Origin of the sequence: Rhodoferax saidenbachensis (genome assembly GCF_031457975.1) — a bacterium.
Classification (GTDB): domain Bacteria; phylum Pseudomonadota; class Gammaproteobacteria; order Burkholderiales; family Burkholderiaceae_C; genus Allorhodoferax; species Allorhodoferax saidenbachensis_A.
On sequence record NZ_JAVDXO010000010.1, the window covers coordinates 25,054 to 48,609 of the forward strand.

General features: G+C 60.9%; 17 protein-coding genes. 13 read left to right on the plus strand and 4 right to left on the minus strand.

What is annotated here, in order from left to right; all coding sequences use genetic code 11:
* The first annotated feature begins 3 nt into the window (after positions 1-3).
* From garD to J2X15_RS17690, 4 genes are read left to right on the plus strand one after another with little or no spacing between them, the layout of a single operon-like run.
* The gene (gene garD / locus J2X15_RS17675) at positions 4-1,569 is read left to right on the plus strand and encodes a galactarate dehydratase (protein WP_310345303.1); all 1,566 of its coding nucleotides are present in this window, start codon (positions 4-6) and stop codon (positions 1,567-1,569) included.
* Positions 1,570-1,596: 27 nt separating this feature from the next.
* A complete protein-coding gene (gene garL, locus J2X15_RS17680) occupies positions 1,597-2,379 on the plus strand; it encodes a 2-dehydro-3-deoxyglucarate aldolase (protein WP_310345307.1) in 783 nt (260 codons plus the stop codon).
* Positions 2,380-2,403: 24 nt separating this feature from the next.
* Positions 2,404-3,291 (plus strand): 2-hydroxy-3-oxopropionate reductase, encoded by an 888-nt coding sequence (locus J2X15_RS17685; protein WP_310345309.1) that lies wholly within the window; start codon positions 2,404-2,406, stop codon positions 3,289-3,291.
* 4 nt (positions 3,292-3,295) lie between these two features.
* The gene (locus tag J2X15_RS17690) at positions 3,296-4,273 is read left to right on the plus strand and encodes a TRAP transporter substrate-binding protein (protein ID WP_310345311.1); all 978 of its coding nucleotides are present in this window, start codon (positions 3,296-3,298) and stop codon (positions 4,271-4,273) included.
* A gap of 131 nt (positions 4,274-4,404) precedes the next feature.
* Here J2X15_RS17690 and J2X15_RS17695 read toward each other — a convergent pair whose 3' ends face one another.
* Positions 4,405-5,745, minus strand: coding sequence for a hypothetical protein (locus J2X15_RS17695; protein WP_310345314.1), 1,341 nt, complete (start codon positions 5,743-5,745; stop codon positions 4,405-4,407).
* 118 nt (positions 5,746-5,863) lie between these two features.
* Here J2X15_RS17695 and J2X15_RS17700 point away from each other — a divergent pair, with 118 nt between their 5' ends.
* The 8 genes from J2X15_RS17700 to J2X15_RS17735 all read left to right on the plus strand — a co-directional run bounded on the left by J2X15_RS17700 (position 5,864) and on the right by J2X15_RS17735 (position 20,454).
* Positions 5,864-6,490 carry a LysE family translocator gene (locus tag J2X15_RS17700; protein WP_310345317.1) on the plus strand — a complete coding sequence of 209 codons (627 nt, stop codon included), beginning with the start codon at positions 5,864-5,866 and terminating at the stop codon, positions 6,488-6,490.
* Between the two features lie 46 nt (positions 6,491-6,536).
* Complete coding sequence (locus J2X15_RS17705) at positions 6,537-6,821, plus strand: hypothetical protein (RefSeq protein ID WP_310345319.1); 285 nt, start codon at positions 6,537-6,539, stop codon at positions 6,819-6,821.
* 81 nt (positions 6,822-6,902) lie between these two features.
* The gene (locus J2X15_RS17710) at positions 6,903-7,877 is read left to right on the plus strand and encodes a hypothetical protein (protein ID WP_310345322.1); all 975 of its coding nucleotides are present in this window, start codon (positions 6,903-6,905) and stop codon (positions 7,875-7,877) included.
* 6 nt (positions 7,878-7,883) lie between these two features.
* Entirely contained in the window at positions 7,884-15,014 is a 7,131-nt protein-coding gene (locus tag J2X15_RS17715; protein WP_310345324.1) for a cadherin-like domain-containing protein, read from the plus strand.
* A gap of 25 nt (positions 15,015-15,039) precedes the next feature.
* Positions 15,040-17,217 (plus strand): peptidase domain-containing ABC transporter, encoded by a 2,178-nt coding sequence (locus tag J2X15_RS17720; RefSeq protein ID WP_310345327.1) that lies wholly within the window; start codon positions 15,040-15,042, stop codon positions 17,215-17,217.
* A complete protein-coding gene (locus J2X15_RS17725; protein WP_310345329.1) occupies positions 17,214-18,542 on the plus strand; it encodes an HlyD family type I secretion periplasmic adaptor subunit in 1,329 nt (442 codons plus the stop codon). The genes J2X15_RS17720 and J2X15_RS17725 overlap by 4 nt, the downstream gene beginning before the upstream one ends.
* A 49-nt stretch (positions 18,543-18,591) precedes the next feature.
* Complete coding sequence (locus tag J2X15_RS17730) at positions 18,592-19,896, plus strand: TolC family outer membrane protein (protein ID WP_310345674.1); 1,305 nt, start codon at positions 18,592-18,594, stop codon at positions 19,894-19,896.
* Positions 19,897-19,920: 24 nt separating this feature from the next.
* Positions 19,921-20,454 carry a toxin-activating lysine-acyltransferase gene (locus tag J2X15_RS17735; RefSeq protein WP_310345330.1) on the plus strand — a complete coding sequence of 178 codons (534 nt, stop codon included), beginning with the start codon at positions 19,921-19,923 and terminating at the stop codon, positions 20,452-20,454.
* Here J2X15_RS17735 and J2X15_RS17740 read toward each other — a convergent pair.
* Positions 20,451-21,683, minus strand: a complete 1,233-nt coding sequence (locus J2X15_RS17740) for a urate hydroxylase PuuD (protein ID WP_310345333.1) — start codon at positions 21,681-21,683, stop codon at positions 20,451-20,453. The genes J2X15_RS17735 and J2X15_RS17740 overlap by 4 nt on opposite strands.
* A gap of 12 nt (positions 21,684-21,695) precedes the next feature.
* The gene (gene xdhC, locus J2X15_RS17745) at positions 21,696-22,505 is read right to left on the minus strand and encodes a xanthine dehydrogenase accessory protein XdhC (protein WP_310345676.1); all 810 of its coding nucleotides are present in this window, start codon (positions 22,503-22,505) and stop codon (positions 21,696-21,698) included.
* An 86-nt stretch (positions 22,506-22,591) separates the two neighbouring features.
* Here xdhC and J2X15_RS17750 point away from each other — a divergent pair, with 86 nt between their 5' ends.
* Positions 22,592-23,134, plus strand: a complete 543-nt coding sequence (locus tag J2X15_RS17750; protein ID WP_310345336.1) for an energy transducer TonB — start codon at positions 22,592-22,594, stop codon at positions 23,132-23,134.
* A gap of 7 nt (positions 23,135-23,141) precedes the next feature.
* Here the strand turns inward: J2X15_RS17750 and uraH are convergent, their stop codons facing one another.
* Positions 23,142-23,507: a hydroxyisourate hydrolase gene (gene uraH, locus J2X15_RS17755; RefSeq protein WP_310345338.1), complete on the minus strand. Its 366-nt coding sequence runs from the start codon at positions 23,505-23,507 to the stop codon at positions 23,142-23,144.
* Positions 23,508-23,556 lie beyond the last annotated feature (49 nt).

The following is a 23,556-nucleotide window of genomic DNA, read 5'->3' on the forward strand; positions in this document are numbered from 1 at the left end:
CCTATGTCTTCGTCACCCAGCCCGAGCATGGACACACCACGCAGCATCCAAATGCACGCGGCGGACAACGTGGCCATTGTGGTCAACGATGGCGGTCTGGCCGCGGGCAGCATGTTGCCCGACGGCCTGACACTGGTGGACCGTGTGCCGCAAGGCCACAAGGTCGCGCTGGTCGCGATTGCCAAAGACGCTGCGGTGCTACGCTACAACGTGCCGATTGGCTATGCGCTGAAAGACATCCCTGCGGGTGCCTGGGTGCATGAGCGCTTGCTGCATATGCCAGAGGCCCGCTCGCTGGCAGACCTGCCGCAATCCACGGCTCCCGCATGGAACGCCGAGCCCTTGACGGGCTACACCTTCGAGGGCTACCGCAACGCCGATGGTTCGGTGGGCACGCGCAACATCCTGGCCATCACCACCACCGTGCAGTGCGTGGCCGGCGTGGTGGACTTTGCGGTGCAGCGCATCAAAGCCGAACTGCTGCCGCGCTACCCGAATGTGGACGACGTGATTGGCCTGGAACACAGCTACGGCTGCGGTGTGGCCATTGATGCGCCCGACGCCATCATTCCCATCCGCACGCTGCGCAACATCAGCAAGAACCCCAACTTTGGCGGCGAAGTGATGGTGGTCAGCCTGGGCTGCGAAAAACTGCAGCCCGAGCGCCTGCTGCCACCGGGCAGCATCCCCTTGCAAGCCAATGAGGCCCTCGATGTGGTGTGCCTGCAGGCCGAGAAGCATGTGGGCTTCATGTCCATGATCGATTCGGTGTTGGCCTCTGCCGTGCCGCACTTGGAACGGCTGAATGCGCGCAAGCGCGAGACCATTCCCGCCAGCGAGCTGGTGGTGGGTGTGCAGTGCGGTGGCAGCGATGCCTTCTCTGGCGTCACCGCCAACCCGGCCGTGGGCTTTTGCACCGACCTGCTGGTGCGCGCCGGTGCCACGGTGATGTTCTCGGAGACCACCGAGGTGCGCGACGCCGTGGAGCAGATGACGGCCCGCGCCACCACACCCGCCGTGGCCGACGCCATGGCGCGCGAGATGGCCTGGTACGACGCCTACCTGGGCCGTGGCCAGGCCGACCGCAGCGCCAACACCACGCCGGGCAACAAGGCCGGTGGCCTCTCCAACATCGTCGAGAAGGCCATGGGCTCCATCATCAAGTCTGGCACCGCGCCCATCAGCGGCGTGCTGTCACCGGGCGAGAAGCTGCAGTCCAAGGGCCTGATCTACGCCGCCACACCCGCCAGCGATTTCATCTGCGGCACGCTGCAACTAGCCGCCGGCATGAACCTGCATGTGTTCACCACCGGCCGCGGCACGCCCTATGGCTTGGCCGAGGTGCCCGTCATCAAGGTGGCCACGCGCACCGACCTGGCCCGCCGTTGGCACGACCTGATGGATGTGAACGCCGGGCGTATTGCCGATGGCGAAGCCAGCATTGCCGACGTGGGCTGGGAACTGTTTCACCTGATGCTGGAAGTGGCCAGCGGACGCAAAAAAACCTGGGCCGAACACTGGAAGCTGCACAACGCACTGGTGCTGTTCAACCCCGCCCCCATTACCTGACCGAACCGATTACCCAAAGGCTATGCCATGACCTACCCTACTCCCTACCGTCCCTTTCCCAACCAGTTCAAGAAAGACTTGCTGGCCGGCAAACGCCTGATCGGCTGTTGGTCGTCGCTGGCCAGCCCCATCACCGCCGAGGTGCTGGGCGTGGCCGGTTTTGACTGGATCCTGATGGACGGCGAGCACTCGCCCAACGACGTGATCACCTTTGTGCCCCAGCTCATGGCGCTCAAGGACAGCGTAAGCGCGCCGTTCGTGCGCCCCACCAGCAACAACGAGGTGGAGATCAAGCGCCTGCTGGACGCGGGGTTCTACAACTTCCTGATTCCGTTTGTGCAAAGCGCGGACGAAGCACGGCGCGCTGTGGCTGCCACGCGCTACCCGCCGGAGGGCATACGCGGCGTGTCGGTATCCCAGCGCAGCAACCGCTATGGCACGGTGGCCAACTATTTCCAGGAAGCCAACCAGCACATGTGCGTGGCCGTGCAAATCGAAAGCCGTGCCGGCGTAGCCGCCAGCGGCGAGATTGCGGCCCTGCCCGGTGTGGACTGCATCTTTGTCGGCCCCTCCGATTTGGCCGCCGGCTTTGGCCACCTGGGCAACGCCGCCCACCCGGAAGTGCAAGAGGCCATTGCCCACGTGTTTGCCCAAGCCAAGGCCCACGGCAAACCCACCGGCATCCTGGCGCCGGTGGAAGCCGACGCACGCCGCTATATGGACATGGGCGCGACCTTCGTCGCCGTGGGCAGTGATCTGGGCGTGTTCCGCTCGGCCACCCAAGCCCTCAAAGACCGTTACGCCGCTTAATTCTTTTTTCTTCAAGACACGACTATGACCACACTCGGATTCATCGGCCTGGGCATCATGGGCGCCCCCATGGCCGGCCACCTGCTGGCCGCGGGCCACACCGTTTACCTGAACACACGCAGCGCCGTGCCAGCGCAGCTGCTGGACGCAGGCGGCCAAGCCTGCGCCAGCGCGCAAGAGGTTGCACAAAAGGCCGACATCATTTTCCTGATGCTGCCCGACACACCTGACGTAGAAACCGTGCTGTTTGGTGAAGGCGGCGTGGCCGCGGGTCTGAGCCAGGGCAAGACCGTGGTGGACATGAGCTCCATCTCGCCCGTGGACACCAAGGCCTTTGCGGCCAAGATCAACGCGCTGGGCTGCCAGTACATGGATGCCCCGGTCTCCGGCGGCGAAGTGGGCGCCAAGGCGGCCAGCCTGACCATCATGGTGGGTGCGTCCGACGAAACATTTGCCAAGCTGCTGCCCCTGCTGCAACTGATGGGCAAGAACATCACGCTGGTGGGTGGCAATGGCGACGGCCAAACCTGCAAGGTGGCCAACCAGATCATTGTGGCGCTCAACATTGCCGCCGTGGGCGAGGCCCTGCTGTTTGCCAGCAAGGCCGGTGCCGACCCGGCCAAGGTGCGCCAGGCGCTCATGGGCGGTTTTGCCGCATCGCGCATTCTGGAAGTGCATGGCGAACGCATGGTCAAGCGCACCTTTAACCCGGGCTTCCGTATTGGTCTGCACCAGAAGGATTTGGGTCTGGCCCTGAACGGCGCCAAGGCCCTGGGCCTGGCCCTGCCGCAAACCGCCAGTGCTGCGCAACTGATGCAGGTGTGCGCGGCCAATGGCATGGCCAACTTGGACCACTCTGCACTGGTACGCGCCCTGGAGATCATGGGCGCACACGAAGTCGCCAAGGCCTGACGCCATGTGGCCCAACGCACCACGGGCCTGGGCCCTAGCAGGCCTGTTGGCGCTCGCCTGCGCCAACGTGGGGGCGCAAACCAAGCTGCGCGCCTGGAACATCCACCCCGATGGTTACCCGGTCACCCAAGCCCTGCAAAGCTTTACCGATGAGGTGGGCAAAGCCACCAAGGGGCGCTACCAGATTGAGGTGTTCTCCAACGCCACATTGGGCGACCAGCCCAAGGCCGTGCAAATGCTCAAGTCGGGTGAGGTGGACGTGGCCGAATTCAGCTCGGGCCCGCTGTCTGATGCGGTACCGGGCCTGAAAGCGCTGAACTTGCCGTTTCTGTTTACCGACTCGGCCCACATGTTCAAACACCTGGACGGCAAGCTGGGCGAGCGCTTTGCCGCCAAGCTGCAAACCGCCGGCTTTGTGGTGCTGGGCTGGTACGACGGCGGTGGCCGTTCGTTCTACTGCGCCAACCGCAGCGTCGGCAGCTTCAAAGATCTGGCGGGTGCCCGCATCCGCGTGCAGCAGTCTGAGGTCTATATCGAAATGGTCAAGCTGCTGGACGCCACCCCCGTGGCCCTGCCCTTCAAGGAGGTGCTGGGCGCGCTGCAGCAAGGCAGCGTGGACTGTGCCGAGAACAACATGCCTTCGTTTGAATCCACCGGCCACTACAAGGTGGCGCGGTCGGTCTATGTGACCAACCACGTGGTGTCGCCCGAGGCCCTGGTTGTGTCCAGCAAGCTGTGGGCCAGCCTGAGTGCGGAAGACAAAGAGGCGTTTCGGGCGGCGGGCGCGCAGTCGGCCACCTACATGCGAGAGCTGTGGAACAAGCGCGTGGCCTCCGCCATCGACATTGCCACCAAACAGGGCGTGCAGTTTGTCCGCGTGAAAGACGTGGCGCCTATGGTGCGGCGCATGGCCCCGCTGTACCGCAAGTACATGGACGACCCCAGCACCCGCGAAGAGCTGCTGGCCATCATCGGCAACTGACGGGCTGTTGCACAAACCCAGCTACCTACGTGAAGGCAATGGCGCCGTGCTAGCCGGAGGCCGGGCAAAGCCCTAGAAGGCCGTGACGCGAAAAAGCGGAGGCCAGCCTCATCCTGCGGTATGACGCTACCTCAAAAGAACTCGGGGTGGCCGGTTGCAAGTGTGCTTTCCCATTGCGTCACTGCCTTAAGCGTTCTGAACTGCGGCTCCATTCGCCGACCTAGATCCCAGCTACGCCAGGCACCGGCCATGTTGTAGCGCGTGAGTTCCACATCCCCAAGATCCTTGTAGACACCTGTGACGTGTGGATGTGCGTCCAGCACTTCCAAAAATAGTTTTCTTGCTGCCACGGAGTCGCCGAGAAGGGCACGGTTGTTGGCCTCGAAGATCTTGAGCACATAAGCCTTGGATCCGACCGCCTGCCGGGTCTCCTCAAACGTTTTAATGGCAGCACTCAGCTCTTCCTTGGTCCGCGCGGTCAAGGCCCTGGCCATCTGCATGGCAGTGGCATCTGCCTGAAACCGACCCTTCTGCTCTTCGCTCAAGGGAGGAAGGGGTTCACCCGTCATGACGGTCCACTCCAGGATGTTTAGATAGGCATCCAGGATGCGCCCTTCGCGCAATGCCGTGGCGATCGCGTCCTTGACCGCTTGCCTAGCCGCAAGCGACTCGGCCGGCGTAATGGCCTCGGCCCGGTCCAGCACGCGCTCCACAGGGTCCGTCGACGCCGAGGCCGGTCGTGTAGGGAAAACCGGAAAATCTCGCGTTGCTTCCCTGGTGCGCGTGACGGAGGTCACGGAGACCCGGCGTGTGGTGGTGCCCTGGGCGTTGTAGGTCGTCAGGACGAATCGCGAGGGAATCGCGTCGGAGCGGGCCATGGCTTCCAGAATCTGAGGATGCCCTCCCAGCACATAGCGGAAGACTTTGGCAAACATTCTGGCGTCCTCCGCCGAGACCGATGTACCTGCGCTGCTGCGGCGGAAGAATTCGGTGGAGCCGTCCAGGAAGACCTCGTCCGCGCCGTCCGTCTTCGCCAACAGCGGCGCCTCCGGTGTTTCCTGTATTGCCAGAGCGTGCTGGTTGTTCAACGCAGACATACCCACATCCGCGACATCAGCGATCTTTGCCGCGGCCATCGCCTTGCCCAACATATTGCGGTTGCGCAGCTCCAAGAGCCGGAAGCCCACAGTGTCGTACAACGAATAGTTCACCTGCGTCTTAGTTTGAAGGTCTGCCACCACCCGCCGGCGCTTGTCGAAGTCCAACAGAGTGACCTCCTTATCCGATCGCAGCAGCACCCATTTTTCTCCCCACACCACCTCCCACACATCCTGGCGGTCCTTGGGAACATTGCTGCTACTCTTGGGCTCCGTATGGCTGGCCACCTCCAGCGTCAGCGTCACATTGGCCCGCGCTGAAGTCAGAAAGACCATGCAACTCAACAATAAACCAGCGGTGCGCAGATAGCCCATGGTGATTCCCTGAAATGAATGTGTTCGGAGTTTAGTTGGGGCGGAACGCCCCTTTGGCGGTAGGTTCTGGGCTAGGATGGTCACCCCGCCTTCTGTCCGGCCACGCGCCCACCGAACCATGCCTACCCTAAACACTTTTCTTACTTTCTTCGGCGCCTCGGTGCTGCTGGCCCTGTCACCGGGCCCCGACAACGTGTTTGTGCTGCTGCACTCGGCCGTGCATGGGCGGCGTGCAGGCCTGCTGGTGGTGCTGGGCTTGTGCAGTGGCCTGCTCTTCCACACCGCCGCGGTGGCGCTGGGCCTGGCAGCGGTATTTGCCGCATCGGCCACGGCGTTTACCGTGCTCAAACTCTGCGGCGCTGGGTATTTGCTGTGGCTGGCCTGGGGTGCCTGGCGTGCGCCTGTGGGCATCATGGACAGCGACACCTCGCCCCCCATGACTGCGGCGCAGACCTTTAGCCGCGGCGTGCTCATGAACATCACCAACCCCAAGGTGGCGATTTTCTTCCTGGCGTTTTTGCCGCAGTTTGCCGACCCGCAACAGGGCAACATGGCGCTGCAGATCAGCATGCTGGGCGGTGTCTTCATCTTGGCGGCACTGCTGACCTTGAGCACCATTGCCTGGTTTGCCGCCGGCTTTGGCCAGGTGTTCAAGCAATCGCTGCGCGCGCAACGCATCCTGAACCGCGTGGCCAGCGTGGTGTTTGTGGGCTTGGCGCTGCGGCTGGCGACGGTGCAGCGCTAGAAGTGTTGCTCGGCGGAGAGACGGCGCACCGCAAAGCGTGCAAGGCGTGCGTACCTTGCCCGCGAACGGCGGCTATTGCGAGAAGACCCAGTGGGTGAGTGCGACTGACGCGAATGGCCAGATAGAGACGCTCGACATCTTGAACCTGGGCGGCAATGCGGAGCAAGAGGGCAACTTGCCCAATGTCGCCTTTCTGCGCAACAACGTGGAGTGGCTGGATGCAGGCCAGATTTGCTATGCATTTGATAGCTACTTGCGCATACCCAACAAGGGCCAGAGGCACTTTTTGCTTGAATCTGCAAATTCACCCGTTTGGGGGATATACGGGTAAGCCATTGCAGGTTAAATTCCCCTCCAATCACACATACGTCTTTAAAACAATAGGCCGTTGTACCTACATAGACCCTGTCGTTTGGAAACCGCTTTGAATCCTGCTTCACAACTCAATACAACAAACCTCCCGGCCGCTCTGCGCAAGCCCTTTGGCATTGCGCTGATGGTGCTCAGTCTCTTGGCCAGCTCCGCGGGAATGGCGCAAAGCGTGCCAACTCCATGGAATGGCGCTCGCGACCAAAGCTGTGAGCAGTACCACAGCGCGAAATACAAAACACCCCTCTACAGCGCAGAGGCCATTAACGACCACCTCGCCTACGTGCTCGCCGTAGACAACACGCCGAAGCTGTTTTACCGCTGGGAGGGGCCCGTGCGCTACTACCTGGAGGTTCCCCCCGAATACCCCGAGCTTGCCAAACTGTTTGAAGAGCAAGTGGCTCAGGTCGCAAAGTACACCGGCCTGGATATTGCAAGGCATGACAAGCCTTATCTGCCCTACAAAGATGACAAGCTCAATGACAAAAGCAAATGGCCTGGGGGTTTGAGTACCAACGCGATGGTGATCTTCACCAAAGATTTCAAGGCTACGGTGCAGACCCCGCAAATCACTTTGCTCGTGGAGTCGATGGGTGGCACAGTCAAGCAAGTATTGGCTGAATGGAATTACGCAAAAAAAATGATTCCAGCGGGAGATGCTCATGAGCGACTTACCTATAGCTACGACCCCGACAGGTTGGTTTTCATGCTTCAAGTTATTGAACCCAACTCTAACTTTTCTAACTATGTTGGGCTGCAGTCAAGATCTAATAAATTGGCTAGAGCCTCTTTTGCCAATGCCATGTCCTTCTCTACCAAATTGTTCGGTGGCAGCAAGTATCTGTCTACCATCCTAAACAAAGATGTGTACGCCCTCACCGACTTCGACAAACAGTTTCTAAGAGTCCTGTACGGCAAGCATGTTCACTCAGGCATGCTGCTCATCAAAGCCAAACGACTCGTGATGGAAGAGTTAATCGATTGTTTTAACGCCAAAGCTGGCAGCGTAAAGAGGTAACGAGATATGGGAGATATTGCTAAACCCAACTCCAAAGTCGTCTTTGAAGATGGTAAAACGACCGTGGTTACGGAGGTCAAATCGGGTAACTTCAAAACAGCCGTGGAGGTGAGCAAAGACTCGCAAGGCACAGAGGCGATTAAAGACAAAGTTGAATACAAGCTCCCCAACGGCCTAACGCTAGGTGGGTCAGCCAAGGCCAGCTCCAACGACACCACCGGCGAGACCGGCACAACGCTTGAAGCCGAGTTGTCCAAAAAATTGGAGGTGGACACAGGCGGCGTTCTATGGACCGCCAAAGCGGCCATCACTGTCGTCTATGAAGGTACCAGCAAGCCCTCTGCGCTAGACCCTGGCGTCAGCATCGAGAAAAGCTCCTTGGGCTCCTCACTCAAACTCACAGGTACGGTCAACAACGGGACACTGGAGGGAAAGACAGAAGGTAATTTTCTGGGTGTCGGGGCATCACAAGATTCTGTAGAAAAAACATCCACACCGGGTTCGCCACTCCTCACCAGCACCGTCGGCACCATCTCCGTCTTTGGCCAAAACCTGGGCTCCAATTTGCTGCAGATGAAGCCTGCAGAGTTTGCTGCTGCACAGACGCGCATCGAGGCCAGTACAGAGACCATCAAGCTCAACATGGAGCAGATGGACAAAGGCTCCCCCACGTACCAAGCTGCTGCGAGCCAGCTTGCGCAGCTGGAGCAATCCAAAACCAATCTCAAAACCGCTGAGGTATTTACCCTTGCCGATGCCGCAGAGGCGGCTATACGCAACAACACAGGCGAGTGGACAAAGACCGCCATAGACGGTGGCCGCACCGTGATGTGGGAAAAAACCGATGGCACCAAGCTCATTAGCGACCGAGGAGCCGAGCGCGTCATATTGGTACGTGGTGATGGTTCGGGTGAGGCGTTCTCTTACACCAACCCAAGCGGCAATCCGAGCGAAAGCTTTCATTTTGAATCTGGCACCGCTACGCAGGTCAAATTGCTATCGGGCGGTGTGGTGCAAGTTTCGGACGGAGTGCAACAGCTATTTGGTCTTGGCACCAACGGCTTGGCAATGAGTGATGCCCGCGCGGGCACACAGCAAGGCACCTCGTGGGTTTGGCAACTGAACGAAGACGGCAAATACGAGCGGCAATTCGTCGATGGCGTGATTCGCCTTGAGGGAGCGGCGCCAATAGGCGCTTCAACCAACACGCCCTCCGCCGTCGGCATCGACAGCCTGGGCCAGGTAGGCAACACGGCCTTTGAGCAACTCCGCCGCAACGAAATCACCCAACAAAACGCCACCGCCCCCGACGGCCAACCCTACGGCACCACAGTACAGACCGCGCCCAACGCCAGCCAAACCTGGGACAAGACCAGCCAACCCGGACTGGTGACCCGCACCCAGGATGTACGCAACCCAGACGGAAGCGTCAGCCGCATCGTCACCGATGTGGACACCGCTACAGGCAAACCCGTGTCAGAACGTGTTTACGAAAACGCCCACAGCGCCAACAACCCCAATGCGCCGGACAGCTTCAACCTAGTGGGTATCTATGACGCCGCCACAGGCCAGCGCCAGAGCATCAATCGTGAAACCGGGTTGATGGAGCCTGTGCAAGGCAGCACGCCCATCCCCGAGCGCGCCCCCTCCAGCACCTTCGTCCACACCGTAGACAGCAACCACGCCACCCTGAGCAATGACGGCACCGTCTCCGACATCGTGCTGCTGCAGAACCGCTCGGGCAACCCCATCAGCGCAGACGACATCCGGGCCGCCAACCCCGAGCTGCACATTAACGACAAGTTCACCAACGTGCCCGCAGGCACCAGCCTGCTCATTCCCACACGCGTGGGCGACAACCTAGTTACCCCACTGCCCGGTGGCGGCACGCAGTCCGTCAACACCAAGACCAACGAGCTGACGACCGTGGTGCCCAACGGCGATGGCACAAGCACCCAAACCAGCAGCACGGTGCTCGACGATTTCACCCGCAGCGTGCGCAGCATTACCTATGACGGCAATGGCGAAATCCTCAATGAACAGCGCTATAACCTCAACACCCTGGACAACACCCGCACCCCCGTTGACAACAACGGCGCGCCCATCACTGACGCCGCCTACAACCAACTCGTAGACGCCTTCAGCAACATCAACACCAGCCAAACAGGCCCCGGCGTGCAGTACGCCGACGCGGGCAACGGTGGTGTGGTCAGTGATGCAGGCGGCGGCGGTGGTAGTAGTAGCACTGGAACTTCAGCATCAAATCATCCTCTAGCCCCCGCAGTCTCTGCGCCAGCAGCTCCTGAAACCATAGCAAATTCCGGCACCCCGCAAGACCTGCTGGCCTACATGAACGGCCCCGGTGCCTCCTTGAGTGCGGCCCAACAGTACGCACTGGCCACCCAGCTCGGGCACCTGGGCCTGGGTGCGGTGGATGGCAACACTTTGAGCCTGCACAGCCTGCCCGGAGGAGGCGCCCTGCTGGCCAATGCCGATGGCGAGATCGTGGGCGAGATCAGTGTTGCACCCAACGGGGCACTGCACTTGCAGGCCAATACGGTGAATGCGGATGGCTCCAGCACGCCTGTGGACCTGCATGTCACCGGCGCCGGGCAGGTGATGACCAGCGGGCAATACCAGGACGCCCAATTCAACGCCGCCGCCAACGACGCAGCCGGTGCGTTGAGCTTGGTCAACAGCCTGGCCAACCTGGCGCACTTTGACCAGCTCACCGATCTGGGCAAGGCGCAGAGCCTGCTCAGCCTGTACAACCAGATCGACAACCTGGGCAGCGCCACAGCGCAGCTTTCCGGTAGCACCGGCGGCAACCTACCCGGCAGCCTGGGCCAATGGGGCGCAGGCCTAGGCCTGATCACCGCCCTGCAAGGCAACGACCCGATCGCACAGGCCAGCGCGGCGGGTGCGTTCTACAACACCTTTGCCAGCGCTTCCGACGCGATCCCACTGCCCTACCTCCAGGCCCTGAACCTCATAGGCGCTATCGAGAGCGGCAACACCGTCAGCATGATCGCCAGTGCCGTGGCCTTCATCCCCGGCTGGGGTACGGCGCTGAGCCTGGCCATCACCATCCTGGCGCCCTTGTTTGCCGACCACCCCCCTCCTCCCGAGGGTGTGACCCACTTTGAGTGGGACGCCAGTGGCAACATCCAGATCCACGTGGACTTCAACCAAAGCCACGGCGGGGAGATGGCGCAGCGCACCGCGCAAAGCGTACAGGGCTTGCTGGAGTCCATCGTCCAAAGCATCAACAACCAGACGCCTGAGACCAGCGACGATGTGGCCATCAACCCCTACCTGCTACCCCGTGTGGGCTTCTCGCAGAGTGGCGGTGCATGGATAGAGATGACCACCCCGGATGGGGGCAGCTACCGCGAGATGATCCAGGGCAACAACCTAGCCCAGCGCCTGTTTGACATCTTGACCGAGAACGGTGGCATTGCGCCTGCCTGGCAGGTGCAAACGCAGCTGGGCCATATGCAGCAACTGCTGGACCAGGGCGCGGGCCAGGGTGAGATAGCGGCGCAGCTGGGTGCCGGCGCCGGGGGCCATGCCTACCATGGCAACGAGGCCTATGCGATTGAGGGCAATGCCACGGAGAGTGCGGATTTCAAGACCCAGAGTTTTGGGGCGCTGGTGGTGCATCTTGGCGCTGGGGTCGTGGCCAGCGATGCGGTGCAGGCCAGTACCCAAGCACTGCAAGATTTGCAAGACCAGCAAGACCAACATCGCGTAGCCACCAGCGAGCTGTACCGCGACACCGAGGGTGATGGCTATTACGAGAAGACGCAGTGGGTGAGTGCCACCGATGCGCAGGGCCACGTGCAGGGCCTGCTGGTGCTGGACTACAACGGCAACGGCCAAATAGAGACGCGCGACATCCTGAACCTGGGCGGCAATGCGGGACAAGAGGGAAACCTGGCAAACGATGCCCTCGCCGCCAGCGCCAACGCCGCCTTGCAGCGCAATAACGTGGAGTGGCTGGATGCCAATGGGGACCATGTGCTGGATGCCCGCGACCCGGCGTTTGCGGCCATCAAGCTGTGGGTGGACCTGAACCAGGATGCGCGGCTGGACGCGGGCGAACAGGCAGACCTGGCGAGTTTGAAGATCACCAGCATCAACTTGCGCGACGGCGAGGTGACCTATGCCGATGGCCACAGCGATGCGCTGAGTGCCACCACGCTGCAGTCAGACACCGAAGGGGTGCGCTATACGCAGATGCAAGAGGCCGATGCAGAGGGCAAGCTGCACACCATCAATGCTGGGCAGATGCTGGAGCACGAGGGCTACCAGGGCCAGGTGCAAGTGGTGGACCAAGGGGGTGTGACACGCTGGGGCACGGTGCGGGAGGCTACGTTTGAGCAAGACGCGCTGACCACCGGAGACTGGGAAGGCACCGCCGAGCAAGACCAGCACCGCCATGGTGGTGCCAATGTGGCCAGCGCACCTACGCAGACCAGCGCCACGGGGGTGGTGAGTTTGGGAGAGGTAAAGCGAACCAACGGGCAAACCACCGGCCAAGGACAGATGTTGACGGACAGGCGCGTGGTGTTTGTGCCGACACCCGCCTTTGCCACGCTGGGGCGGGAGAGCGCGGGCAACTCCACCGACCAGATGGTGCGCAGTGCGCAAGAAGGCGCACTGGCGGGTGGTATGGGGGCAGGCTTGGGCGCCTTGGCCATGGTGGGCCTGGGGGCGGTACAGACCACCGCCTTTGCGACACCGGAGACGGAACGGGTGCGTGGCGGATATGCCGATGACAACATGCTGGAGACAACTGCGCGCACGGCCGTGCTGGAGGCGAAATACGCCGCCCGGCCCGATGCCAGCCGAGCGCACCCTGGAGACGTGGTGCCGGCCGAGCCGGTGCAAGGCACTTGGCAAGAAGAGCCCCGGCGCGTGGTGGATGCACCGCCGCTCCCGGGCGTGTTGGCCGATGTGGATGCCTTGCAGCGTGCAGGCCTGGACTTGTCGGCCTACACCGCGACCCACACCCCTGTGCGGGAAATCCGCGCCACGCTGGTGAGCAACGCTGCGCCCGACACGGCGCCCGCAGACGACGCCACACCCGCTGCGGCCATACCCGCAACCACAGAGATGCTGCTGGACCTGCCCAAGGTGGCGGGCGAAGTACTGGCCGGTACAGAAGATACGGTGCTGCGCATCGGCACGGAGCTGCTGCTGGCCAACGACAGTACGGCCAATGCAGATGCGCCGCTGCACATAAGCGCCGTGGGCAACGCCAGCCACGGGCAGGTGAGCCTGCAGACCAGCGTGAACGGCGCGGGGCAAACGGTGACGGAGGTGGTGTTTTTACCGGACCCGGATTTTTACGGCACGGCCAGCTTCAGCTACACGGTGACAGACCCCTACGGCCTCTCCAGCACCGCCACGGCCACCCTGCTGGTGGAGAACGTGAACGATGCCCCCTTTGCGCAGGGCGAGGTGGTGAGCGGCGCCAGCGAAGACGCCACCTTCTTGATCAACAAGACCGTGCTGCTGGCCAACGATGGGGATGTGGACGATGCACCCAGCGCACTGGGCATTGGCTGGGTGGGTAATGCGGTCAACGGCACCGTGAGCCTGGATGCCAATGGCAATGTGGTGTTCACGCCGGGCTTGAACTTCAACGGCAATGCCGAGTTTGAGTACATGACAGTGGATGCTGCGGGCCTGCTGTCGCCCGCCGTACAGGTGGTGTTGCCGGTGGCCGCAGTGAACGATGCGCCGCTGGCTGTGGACGACCAGTTTCAGACCTACGTGAACAGCACGATGACAATTGGGTTTGCGCAGCTGATTGGAAATGACTCCGACATAGAAAACGACACGCTGAGCCTGGTGGATGTGGGCAATGCGTCGCATGGCGTGGTGGCCATCGTCAACGGGCAGGTGGAGTTTGTGCCAACCGCTGGCTTTATAGGTGCGGCTACTTTTGACTATCTGGCCGACGACGGCAATGGCGGGCAAACCTGGGCGACGGCCTTTGTGGAGGTGAAGCCGCCGCCGAACTTGTATGCATCGGTAAACCTGTACGGTGCCAGTTTTTATGGCACAGGTGGCAACTCAGGGTCGCGCATTGATATGGCGGATGTGAGTTTTGCGGTATCGGACGATGGCGATACGGCGTTTTCCAGCGTGGCGCTGCAAAGTTTGAGTGTGTTGCGCGTCGACTACTCCAGTCCAGTGCAAGACGCAGAAGGCACTTATTATCCCTACTACGCTTGGCAAAGTATGGCGGGGGTGAATGCGTTCTCTTACAACAACACGTACATGAATCTGGACGTGCAACGGTGGGCCGGGTTCACGGATTTTCACAGTACGTGGAAGATCACAGATGACCGAGGGTTGGAGAATATTTGGCACCTGAACTACAGCGTGAGCGGAGGTGCCACCAGCTACATGGAGTACTCAGGGTACGTAGGGCCGGTGGTGTTGTCACTGGATGGCTCGGACCCGTCTTACATCAGCACCCAGTACTCCCATGTCCGTTACGACATGGACATGGATGGGCTGGCCGACAAGGTGGCTTGGGCAGCGCCTGGCAGTGGTGTGCTGGGTATCGATTTGAATGGTGACCACCAGATCAGCAACGCCAGCGAGTTCGCCTTCAAGCAGTATGTGGACGGTGCGCAAACCGACTTGGAGGGCTTGAGGGCCTTTGACACCAATGGCAATGGCGTGCTGGATGCAGGGGATGCGCAGTGGGGCCAGTTTGGCGTGTGGGAAGACAAGAATGCCGATGGGCAGACGCAAACCGGCGAATACCTGACCTTGGATGCTCTGGGCATTGCCACGATCAATCTGCAGTCCAACGCGCAAATGCACAGCGGGGTGGTTGCTGGGGGCGGAGTAAGCACAGACGTGACCGTGATGGGTGACACCACCTTCACCCGCACCGACGGCAGCACCGGCGTGGCGGCAGATGCGATGCTGGCCTACCAGTCGGGCGTGCACGCGCAGGCAGCGGAGGCAGACCTGGCCCGCATGGCGCTGCTGTTCAATCAAATGGCGAACACGGCCGTGACTCACGATATAGAGCCTTTGGGTTTTGTACCTCTGCAGCCGGTCGATGCCGCTTTGGCCCACGAAGAACTATTGGCTTTGCAAGCCGCCTAATGACAAGAAAACAGGGAACTTGAGAGTGCAAGCAACATTACAGCTCATCGGACTTTACGCCAAACTTCATCACCTTCATCTCGACGCAGCACAGTTAACACACCAGTTTGGCGGCTACGCCAACGAAGGTGCAGCGCCCCGCGTGGCTACCGGCGATGTGCTGCGGATATTGCAGCAGCTGGGCTTTGACACCAAGCTGCGCAGTGGGTCCGTCAAGGCCATTTCTCAGGTAACGCTACCGGCCTTGATGCCCACCCGCGATGGCAAGTGGATGCTGGTGGGAAAAATAGACACTACCGGCTCCACCGGCGTGGTGGTGCTGCAGCAGACGGGGGACAGCAGCCCCCGCCAAGTCACGCTGGCTGAGTTTGAGGCCCTGTTTGCGGGGGAGTGGATTGTGGCGCGGCCGACAGATACCGTGCCAGGGACGACAGCAAGCCAGGCTGCCAACGACGCCGGCAAGTTTGGCGTGGGGTGGTTTTGGCATTCACTCAAGAAATACAAGGTGCTGATGGCAGAGGTGCTGCTGGCCTCGCTGTTTGTGCAGATCATTGCGCTGGTCACACCGCTGATTTTTCAGGTGGTGATCGACAAAGTGCTGACCAACCGCACGCTTTCTACATTGGATGTAATGGTGATTGCGCTCCTGGGTGTGAGTATTTTTGAAGTAGTGCTGGGGGCCATGCGGCACTATTTGCTGAGCCACACCACCAACCGGGTGGATGTGGAGCTGGGTGCCAAGTTGTTCAAGCACTTGCTGCATCTGCCGCTGTCGTACTTTGAGAGCCGGCGCAGCGGGGATACGGTGGCCCGTGTGCGGGAGCTGGACAACGCGCGCAACTTCTTGACTGGCCAAGCACTGACAAGCTGGCTGGATTTGCTATTTGCGCTGGTGTACATCGCCGTCATGTTCTATTACAGCGTGACGCTGACTTTGGTGGTGTTGGCAGCGCTCCCGGTGTTTTTCGGCGCCTCCGCCATCATCACGCCGCTGCTGCGCAAGAAGCTGGAAGACAAGTTCGCGCTGGGCGCAGAGAACCAGGCGTTTCTGGTGGAGACGGTCACGTCCATGGAAACGCTCAAAAGCCACGCGGTGGAACCCCAGTGGCAAGGTGCTTGGGAGCGGCGCTTGGCCAGCTATGTGAACACGTCGTTTGAAGGCGGGCATTTGGGCAATGCCACCAACCAGTTCATCAGCATGGCGAGCAAGGTCCTCACCGTGTTGCTGCTGTGGCTGGGCGCGCGACAGGTCATCGATGGGGCACTGACAGTGGGCGGCCTGATTGCGTTCAATATGTTGAGCGGCCGGGTCAATGCACCCATTTTGAAGTTGTCATCGCTGTGGCAAGACTTCACGCAGATGAAGGTGAGTATTAAGCGCCTGGGCGACATTCTGGATGCTTCGCCAGAACCGGCGTTTCGCCCCCACCGCTCCGTTCCGCCCGATGTGCAGGGGCAAGTCACGCTAGAACATGTGACCTTCAAATACACACCCAATGGACCGGCCATTTTGAATGACATCAGTTTTGATGTGCAGCCCGGCGAAGTGATTGGCGTGGTTGGCGTCTCCGGCGCCGGCAAGACAACGCTGATGCGCTTGTTGCAGCGGCTTTACACCCCTGAAGCGGGACGCATCTTGATCGACGGAGTGGACATCAATTTGGTAGACACCTCGTGGCTGCGCAGGCAAATGGGGGTTGTGGGGCAAGACACCTTGCTGTTCAACCGCAGCGTGCGCGACAACATTGCCTTGGCCGACCCTGGCCTGGACATGGAGGCCGTTATGGCGGCAGCGCGTTTGGCGGGGGCGAATGATTTCATCTTGAAGTTGCCCGATGGCTACGACACGGTCATTGGTGAACGCGGCAGCAAACTGAGCGGCGGACAACGCGCACGCATCGCCATTGCACGCGCGCTGGCTACCAATCCACGCATGCTGCTTTTGGACGAGGCCACGGCATCTTTGGACTATGAGAGCGAACGTCTGATCCAGGACAACATGGCGACCATTGCGCAAGGACGCACGGTGTTTGTAGTGGCGCATCGTCTATCCACCCTAAGGCTTGCGGACCGCATTTTGGTGCTGGAGGATGGACGTTTGATAGAAACGGGTAGCCACCCACAGTTGCTGGCCAAAGGGGGCAAATATGCCTCGCTGTACCAGGCTCATCAAGTATTGCAAGTGCAAGGGGTAGCGGCGTGAGCAACGGTAGCAACAAGGTCGAATTCAACCAGTTCAGCTCGGCTGCGCTGGCGGCAATGGCACAACCACCGTCTTATGTAGTGCGCATGGTCTCTCTTGCCATATGCGCCATGGCGGGGATGGCGTTGGTGTTTTCCTATCTTGCGCAGATGGATGTGGTCATCACCGCGCAGGGCAAGGTAATTCCAGCTGGCAAGAGCAAGGTGGTGCAACCGCTGGAGACAGCCGTGGTGCGAGCCATTGCCGTGCGAGATGGGCAAGAGGTGAAGGCTGGCGATGTACTGGTGGAACTCGATTTGACCAGCAGCGGGGCAGACCGCGACCGCGTACAGCGTGAGTTGTGGGAAGCAAAGGCCGAGGTTTTGCGCGCAACGGCGCAGTTGGCCGGGCGGGGGCAATTCTCTGTCCCGGCGGGTATGCCGGTGGAGGTGGCCACCAATCAGCTCGCAGTGCTGCAAAGTCGCTTGGCGGAGCAACAATCAAAGTTGGCAGCGTTGGATGCGGAACTGGGCAAGCGCAAGGCAGATGCGGCCGCCATCAGCAGCGGACTGGCACAACAACGTGTCAGCGTGCCTTTGATTCAGCAAAAGTACGACATGCGGGAAGAGTTGGCCAAGACTGGCCATGTGGCACAAACAGGCGTGATTGAGTCGAAGATGGAACTGATCAACGCAGAAAAGGAACTGGCGGTCCAGGGCAATCGCCTCCAAGAATCCCAAGCGGGCTATTCGGCGGCGCAAGAGCAACGCGCGCAAGCTGTGGCCGAGTTTCGTGCCAAGGCCAGTGGTGAGCTGCTGGAAGCCACAAAGAAACGTGATGCGGCTGAGCAGGAATTCATCAAGGTAAGCCGCCGGCTGGCACTGCAAACTCTGCGTTCGCCCATTGATGGTGTGGTGCAGCAGTTGGCGGTGACGACGGTGGGGGGTGTGGTGACCGCCGCCCAGCCTTTGATGACGATTGTTCCCGCAGACACTCCGTTGGAACTGGAAGCCCAGGTAGCGAACCGCGATATCGGTCACATTCGCGTTGGCCAGCGGGTGATCAATAAAGTGGAAACATATGACTTCACCCGTTACGGTTACATAGAGGGTGAGGTGCTGTGGGTAGGCACCGATGCAGTGCAAGACCAGAAGCTGGGGCCTGTATTTCCGGTGCGCATCAAGTTGAACAGCACCGAAACGCCCACAGCAGTGAATGGCCACGCGGGGCTCATCAAAGCCGGTATGAGCGTGACCGCCGACATCCGTACGGACCAACGCAGACTGATCGACTACTTGCTCGCCCCCATGCTGCGCTACAAGCAGGAGGCCCTGCGTGAGCGTTAACCAGTTCAAATTGCCTCGCATCGTGGGCGGGCTCATAGGGTTGCATCTGATGGCGGGAGCCTGTCCCGCTTTTTCGCAAAGTTTGATCGCCGTCTATGAGAAGGCGAAGGAACAAGATGCGCAGTACCAGGCATCCCGCAAGGCGTTTGTGGCTGCGATGGAGAAGTTGCCACAAGCGCGCGCAGGGTTGTTGCCCGCAGTGAGTTTGAGCGCTAACAAGAACCGCCAGTTTGGCACCGCATCGTTTGCAGGGGCCGACGCCGTCGATCGCGATGTGCAGTCATGGTCATGGAATGCGCAACTCACCCAACCGCTGATCCGCTGGGCCAACTGGGTGGGCTACCAACAAGCAGATGCCGCCACACGCCAGGCGATCGCCCAGTTCTCCCTGGCCGAGCAAGATTTGGTCTTGCGCGTGTCTCAGGCGTATCTGGATCTGCTGGTTGCAACGGAAAGCACGGAGGTGATGCAATCGCAGCTGACGGCTTTGAATGAACAACTGGCTCTGGCCCAACGAACCTATTCGGTAGGAACGGGAACCATCACCGATGTGCATGAAGCCAAAACCAAGTGGGCCCAGAGCCAAGCGCAAAGTGCGGCAGCCAACCAAGAGCTGGAAAACAAGCGTGCGGAGCTGGAGAAGATACTGGGAGAGCCTGTATCCACCCCTTCTGGGGGGCTGCACCACGCGCCGCCAACTCCATCGCCGAAATCGCTGGCGGATTGGCTTGCCCAAGCAGATGCACAAAATCTGCAGATCAAGGCACAGCAAGCGGCACTGGATGTAGCAAATAAAGAAATTTCCAAAAGTGAGGCGGCCCATCTGCCCACGTTGGATTTGGTTCTCAGCAGGGCAACGAATTACAGCTCGGGGTCTTTGAGCTCTCCCGCCGATTTGACAACCTATGTGAGTTCAAACCAAGCAGGACTTCAACTGAACATTCCTTTGTATGCGGGAGGTGCAACGCAATCGCGTGTGCGCGAGGCATTGGCCTTGGCTGACAAGGCACAGGATGAACTGACGCTCACGCGCCGCACGGTGGCCAACCAGGTGCGCCAGGCCTATGCCGGCATCGTGAGCGGGCAGGCACAAATTGTGGCCCTGCAAACCGCAGTCGAGGCGGGACGAAATGCGGTGGAGTCGAACAAGATCGGGCTTCGCATTGGCACCCGGATCACCCCCGATGTTCTCAATGCAGAGCAGCAGTTGTATGCCTCCCTGCGCGACCTGTCCAAAGCGCATGCAGAGACTGCCATTCAGCACTTGAAACTCAAAGCGGCAGCCGGAGCCCTGACCCAGGAGGATCTGGCCTCGCTAGATCAGTTTTTGGCTGCTGGCAACAGCAAACTATAAAAATCCCCATAAGGAATTGACGCGATGAATACCTCTCAGCCCACTGAAAAAGAAGGCTCCCCCAACGAAGCGATGAGTTCTTCGGAGTTAGCAGACTTTGCCGCACTGCTCAAAAAACAAGCGCAACGTGTGGTCGGCAAGTTGCCCTTGCTAGGTGCCGTTGGCTGGCTGATGATGCAGCAAACGGCAACACGCCACACCCTGTTGAGTGAACTGGAGTGGCGTGTCATGCCCGCGTTGGTGTTGGACCAAGCCAAGCTCTATATGCGGGATGACTCCCCCATTGCCTACGTGTCGTGGGCCACGTTGTCAGAGCCCGTAGCACAACGCTATAGCGCGGCCCCGCACCAGTTGACCGCCTCGGATTGGCAGTCGGGGGAGCAAGTTTGGATTGTGGATTTGTTTGTACCCTTTGGCGGCGCACAAGAAGTGATGAACGATTTACGCACCACGGTGTTCGCCGGGCGCCCCGTCCACCAACTGCATATGGGCGCAGACGGCCGCCTCAAATCGATGACGTGGCCAGCCCAACAGGGCGACACCACGCCCAGGCCTTAGTCGACCTTCGCTCCCGCCTCAAACCACTGCGCAATTACTTCGCGTTCGGCCTCGGTGATGTTGGTCGCGTTGTTCATGGGCATGATCTTGGTGACCACAGCCTGCTGGTACACCGCCTGCGCGTGGGCGGCCACACCTTGGGGGGAATCCAGGCGCACGTTCTTCATCTGCACCGCCTCACCGTGGCACATATAGCAGCGCTGGGCCAGGATGGGTTGCAGCTCTTTATAGCCAAATTGGGCTGTAGCCCCCGTATTCACTGCGCTAACAGCTCCTGAATTTATAGCGCCTTGCGCAGGTGGCGCAGGCTTGAGCCAAACCAGCGCACCCACAATGGCGACCACGCCGGCCAGCGCATAAGGCCAAGGGTGGCCGTTGCGGCCCAGCTTGAAGCCATGGCGCAGCACGAAGAACTGGCGAATGGCGGCGCCCGCAAACATCATGACGATCAGCACCAGCCAGTTCTGCGGGTGGCTGTAGGTGAAGCTGTAGTGGTTGCTCAGCATGGCAAACAGCACGGGCAGCGTGAAATAGGTGTTGTGCACGCTGCGCTGCTTGCCGCGCCAACCGTGGATGGGGTCCACCGGCAGCCCGGCCTTGATGCTGGCCACCATCTTGCGCTGGCCCGGGATGATCCAGTGCGCCACATTGGCCGTCATCGTGGTGGCCATCATGGCGCCCACCAACAGGAAGGCCGCGCGCCCGGCAAACCAGTGGCACGCCAGCCACGATGCGATGCACACCAGCACAGCCACACCCAGGCCGACAATGGCATCGCCGTTTTTGCGCTGACCGAACAAGCGGCAGATCACGTCATACGCCAACCAGAAAACGACGAGGAACCCGATGGCCACGGCGATGGCGGCATGCGGGTGCCAGTTCATGACGGACTTGTCGATCAGGTAGGTGCCCGCATTCCACAAATAGGACACCGTGAACAGCGAGAAGCCGGTCAGCCAGGTGCTGTAGCTCTCCCAGTAAAACCAGTGCAGGTGCGCCGGCAGCTTGGGCGGCGCGCTGGCGAATTTCACCGGGTGGTAGAACCCGCCGCCATGCACGGCCCAGAGCTCGCCGCTCACGCCCTGCTTCTTCAAATCTTCGTCTTCGGGCGGGGTGAGGCTGCTGTCCAGAAACACGAAGTAAAACGAAGAGCCAATCCAGGCGATCGCGGTGATGACGTGCACCCAGCGCAACAGCAGGTTGGCCCAGTCGAGTAAATAGCTTTCCATGCGGGTGTTCTCCTAGATTGATGTCACTTGCAAGAGTTGGGCCGCCACGGCCACCGCAATCACCTCGGGGCGCTTGTCGGCAATGCCGGGCACACCGATGGGGCTGGTGACGTGGTCCAACTCGGCCTCAGAAAAACCGCGCGCCTGCAGGCGCTTGCGAAAGGTCGCCCACTTGGTACGGCTGCCGATCAGGCCGATGTAGGGCAGATCGCCCTGCGCACGCTGGCGCGTCAGGCAGGCGGCCACGATGTCCAGGTCTTCGGCATGGCTGAAGCTCATGACCAGCACGCAGGACTGCGGCGCCAGCGTGGCCACCGCGCCCTGCACCGGGTCGGAGTGCTCGCACTGCACGGTCTCAGGCACCGGGTCTGGGAATATTTCGTCGCGGCTGTCGATCCAGCGCACATCCATGGGCAAGGTGCCCAGCACCTGCACCAGCGCGCGGCCCACATGGCCACCACCAAACAGCGCCACGGGCCAATGTGGCGGGCGCAGCCGTTGCTGCAGCGCAGGGATGTCGGCAGCGCCTACGCGCTCAAACTGCAAATGCACCTCGCCGCCGCAGCACTGCCCCAGGCTGGGGCCCAGCGCATAACGCTCGGTGTGCGGCGCGGGCGCCGGGCTTTGCAACAATAGGTTACGCGCCTGCGCAACAGCGTCCAGCTCCAGACGCCCGCCTCCAATCGTGCCCACCGTGCCCTGTGCGTACACGGCCATCCAGGCGCCGGCCTCGCGCGGCACCGAGCCGCGGCTGGACTGCACGCTGACCAGCACGGCATCGGTCTGCCGCAGCACGCTGGCGAGGGACTGCAGGGCGTTCACAAACAGATACCTTTGTCGCAAACATGCATCCAATCGGGGCCATAATTTGCTCCACAGCACGCGGGCACAGACCCGATTGGAGACCCATGATGGAATTGAACAACACCGCCCGCGCGCCCCGTTGGAAGCGCGGCACCTGGTTGGCCTGGAGCGCTGGCATCGCTCTGGCCAGCATATTGGCTGGCTGTGCCACCAAGCGTGAAGCACCGCCCCCTGTGGCCACCGCCCCCACGCCACCATCCGCTCCCGTTGTGATGGTTCCGCCCCCACAGGATATTCCCCTGCTGGTGTCGCAGGCCCTGTCGCCGCGCGACTACCGGCGTGACGCCGCTACCCACCTCTATGCACGCAACACCGATCGCATCTGGTCCGGCAAGCTGCCGCCGCTGCTCTACGCGGTGGGTGTGCTGCAGGTGGACATTGACCGCCAGGGTTACGTGACCGACATCCGCTGGATGCGCGCACCCAGCCATGTTCCCGAGGTGATGGCCGAGATTGAACGTTCGGTGCGCATGGCCGCGCCCTTTCCCGCACCGGTGCGCATGGGCAAGGTGACCTACACCGACACCTGGCTGTGGCACAAAAGCGGGCGTTTTCAATTGGATACCTTGACCGAAGGACAGTTGTAGCCAACCCTCAGGAGCCGCGGTAGGTGGAATAACTCCAGGGGCTCACCAAGAGCGGCACGTGGTAGTGCTGGTCTACATGGGCCACACCAAAGTCCAGGCTCACTTGGTTCAGAAAATTCGGTTCGGGCAAGGCCACGTTGCGGGCCTTGAAGTAGCCCGCCACATCAAACACCAGCCGGTAGGTGCCCGTCTTCAAGCTCGCGTTGTCGTACAGCGGGCCATCCGGGTTGCGGCCGTCGGCGTTGAGCACAAAGCGTTTCACTAGCGTGGCAGTCTCGCCTTGCGGCCCAGCCTGTGTGGTGTACAGCGCCACGGTCATGCCTGCTGCAGGCGTGCCGTGCATGGTGTCCAGTACGTGTGTGCTCAAGCCCATGGCGCTGCCTTTCGCTGAAAAATCCAAAGTGTATACACTTTTCGGCATT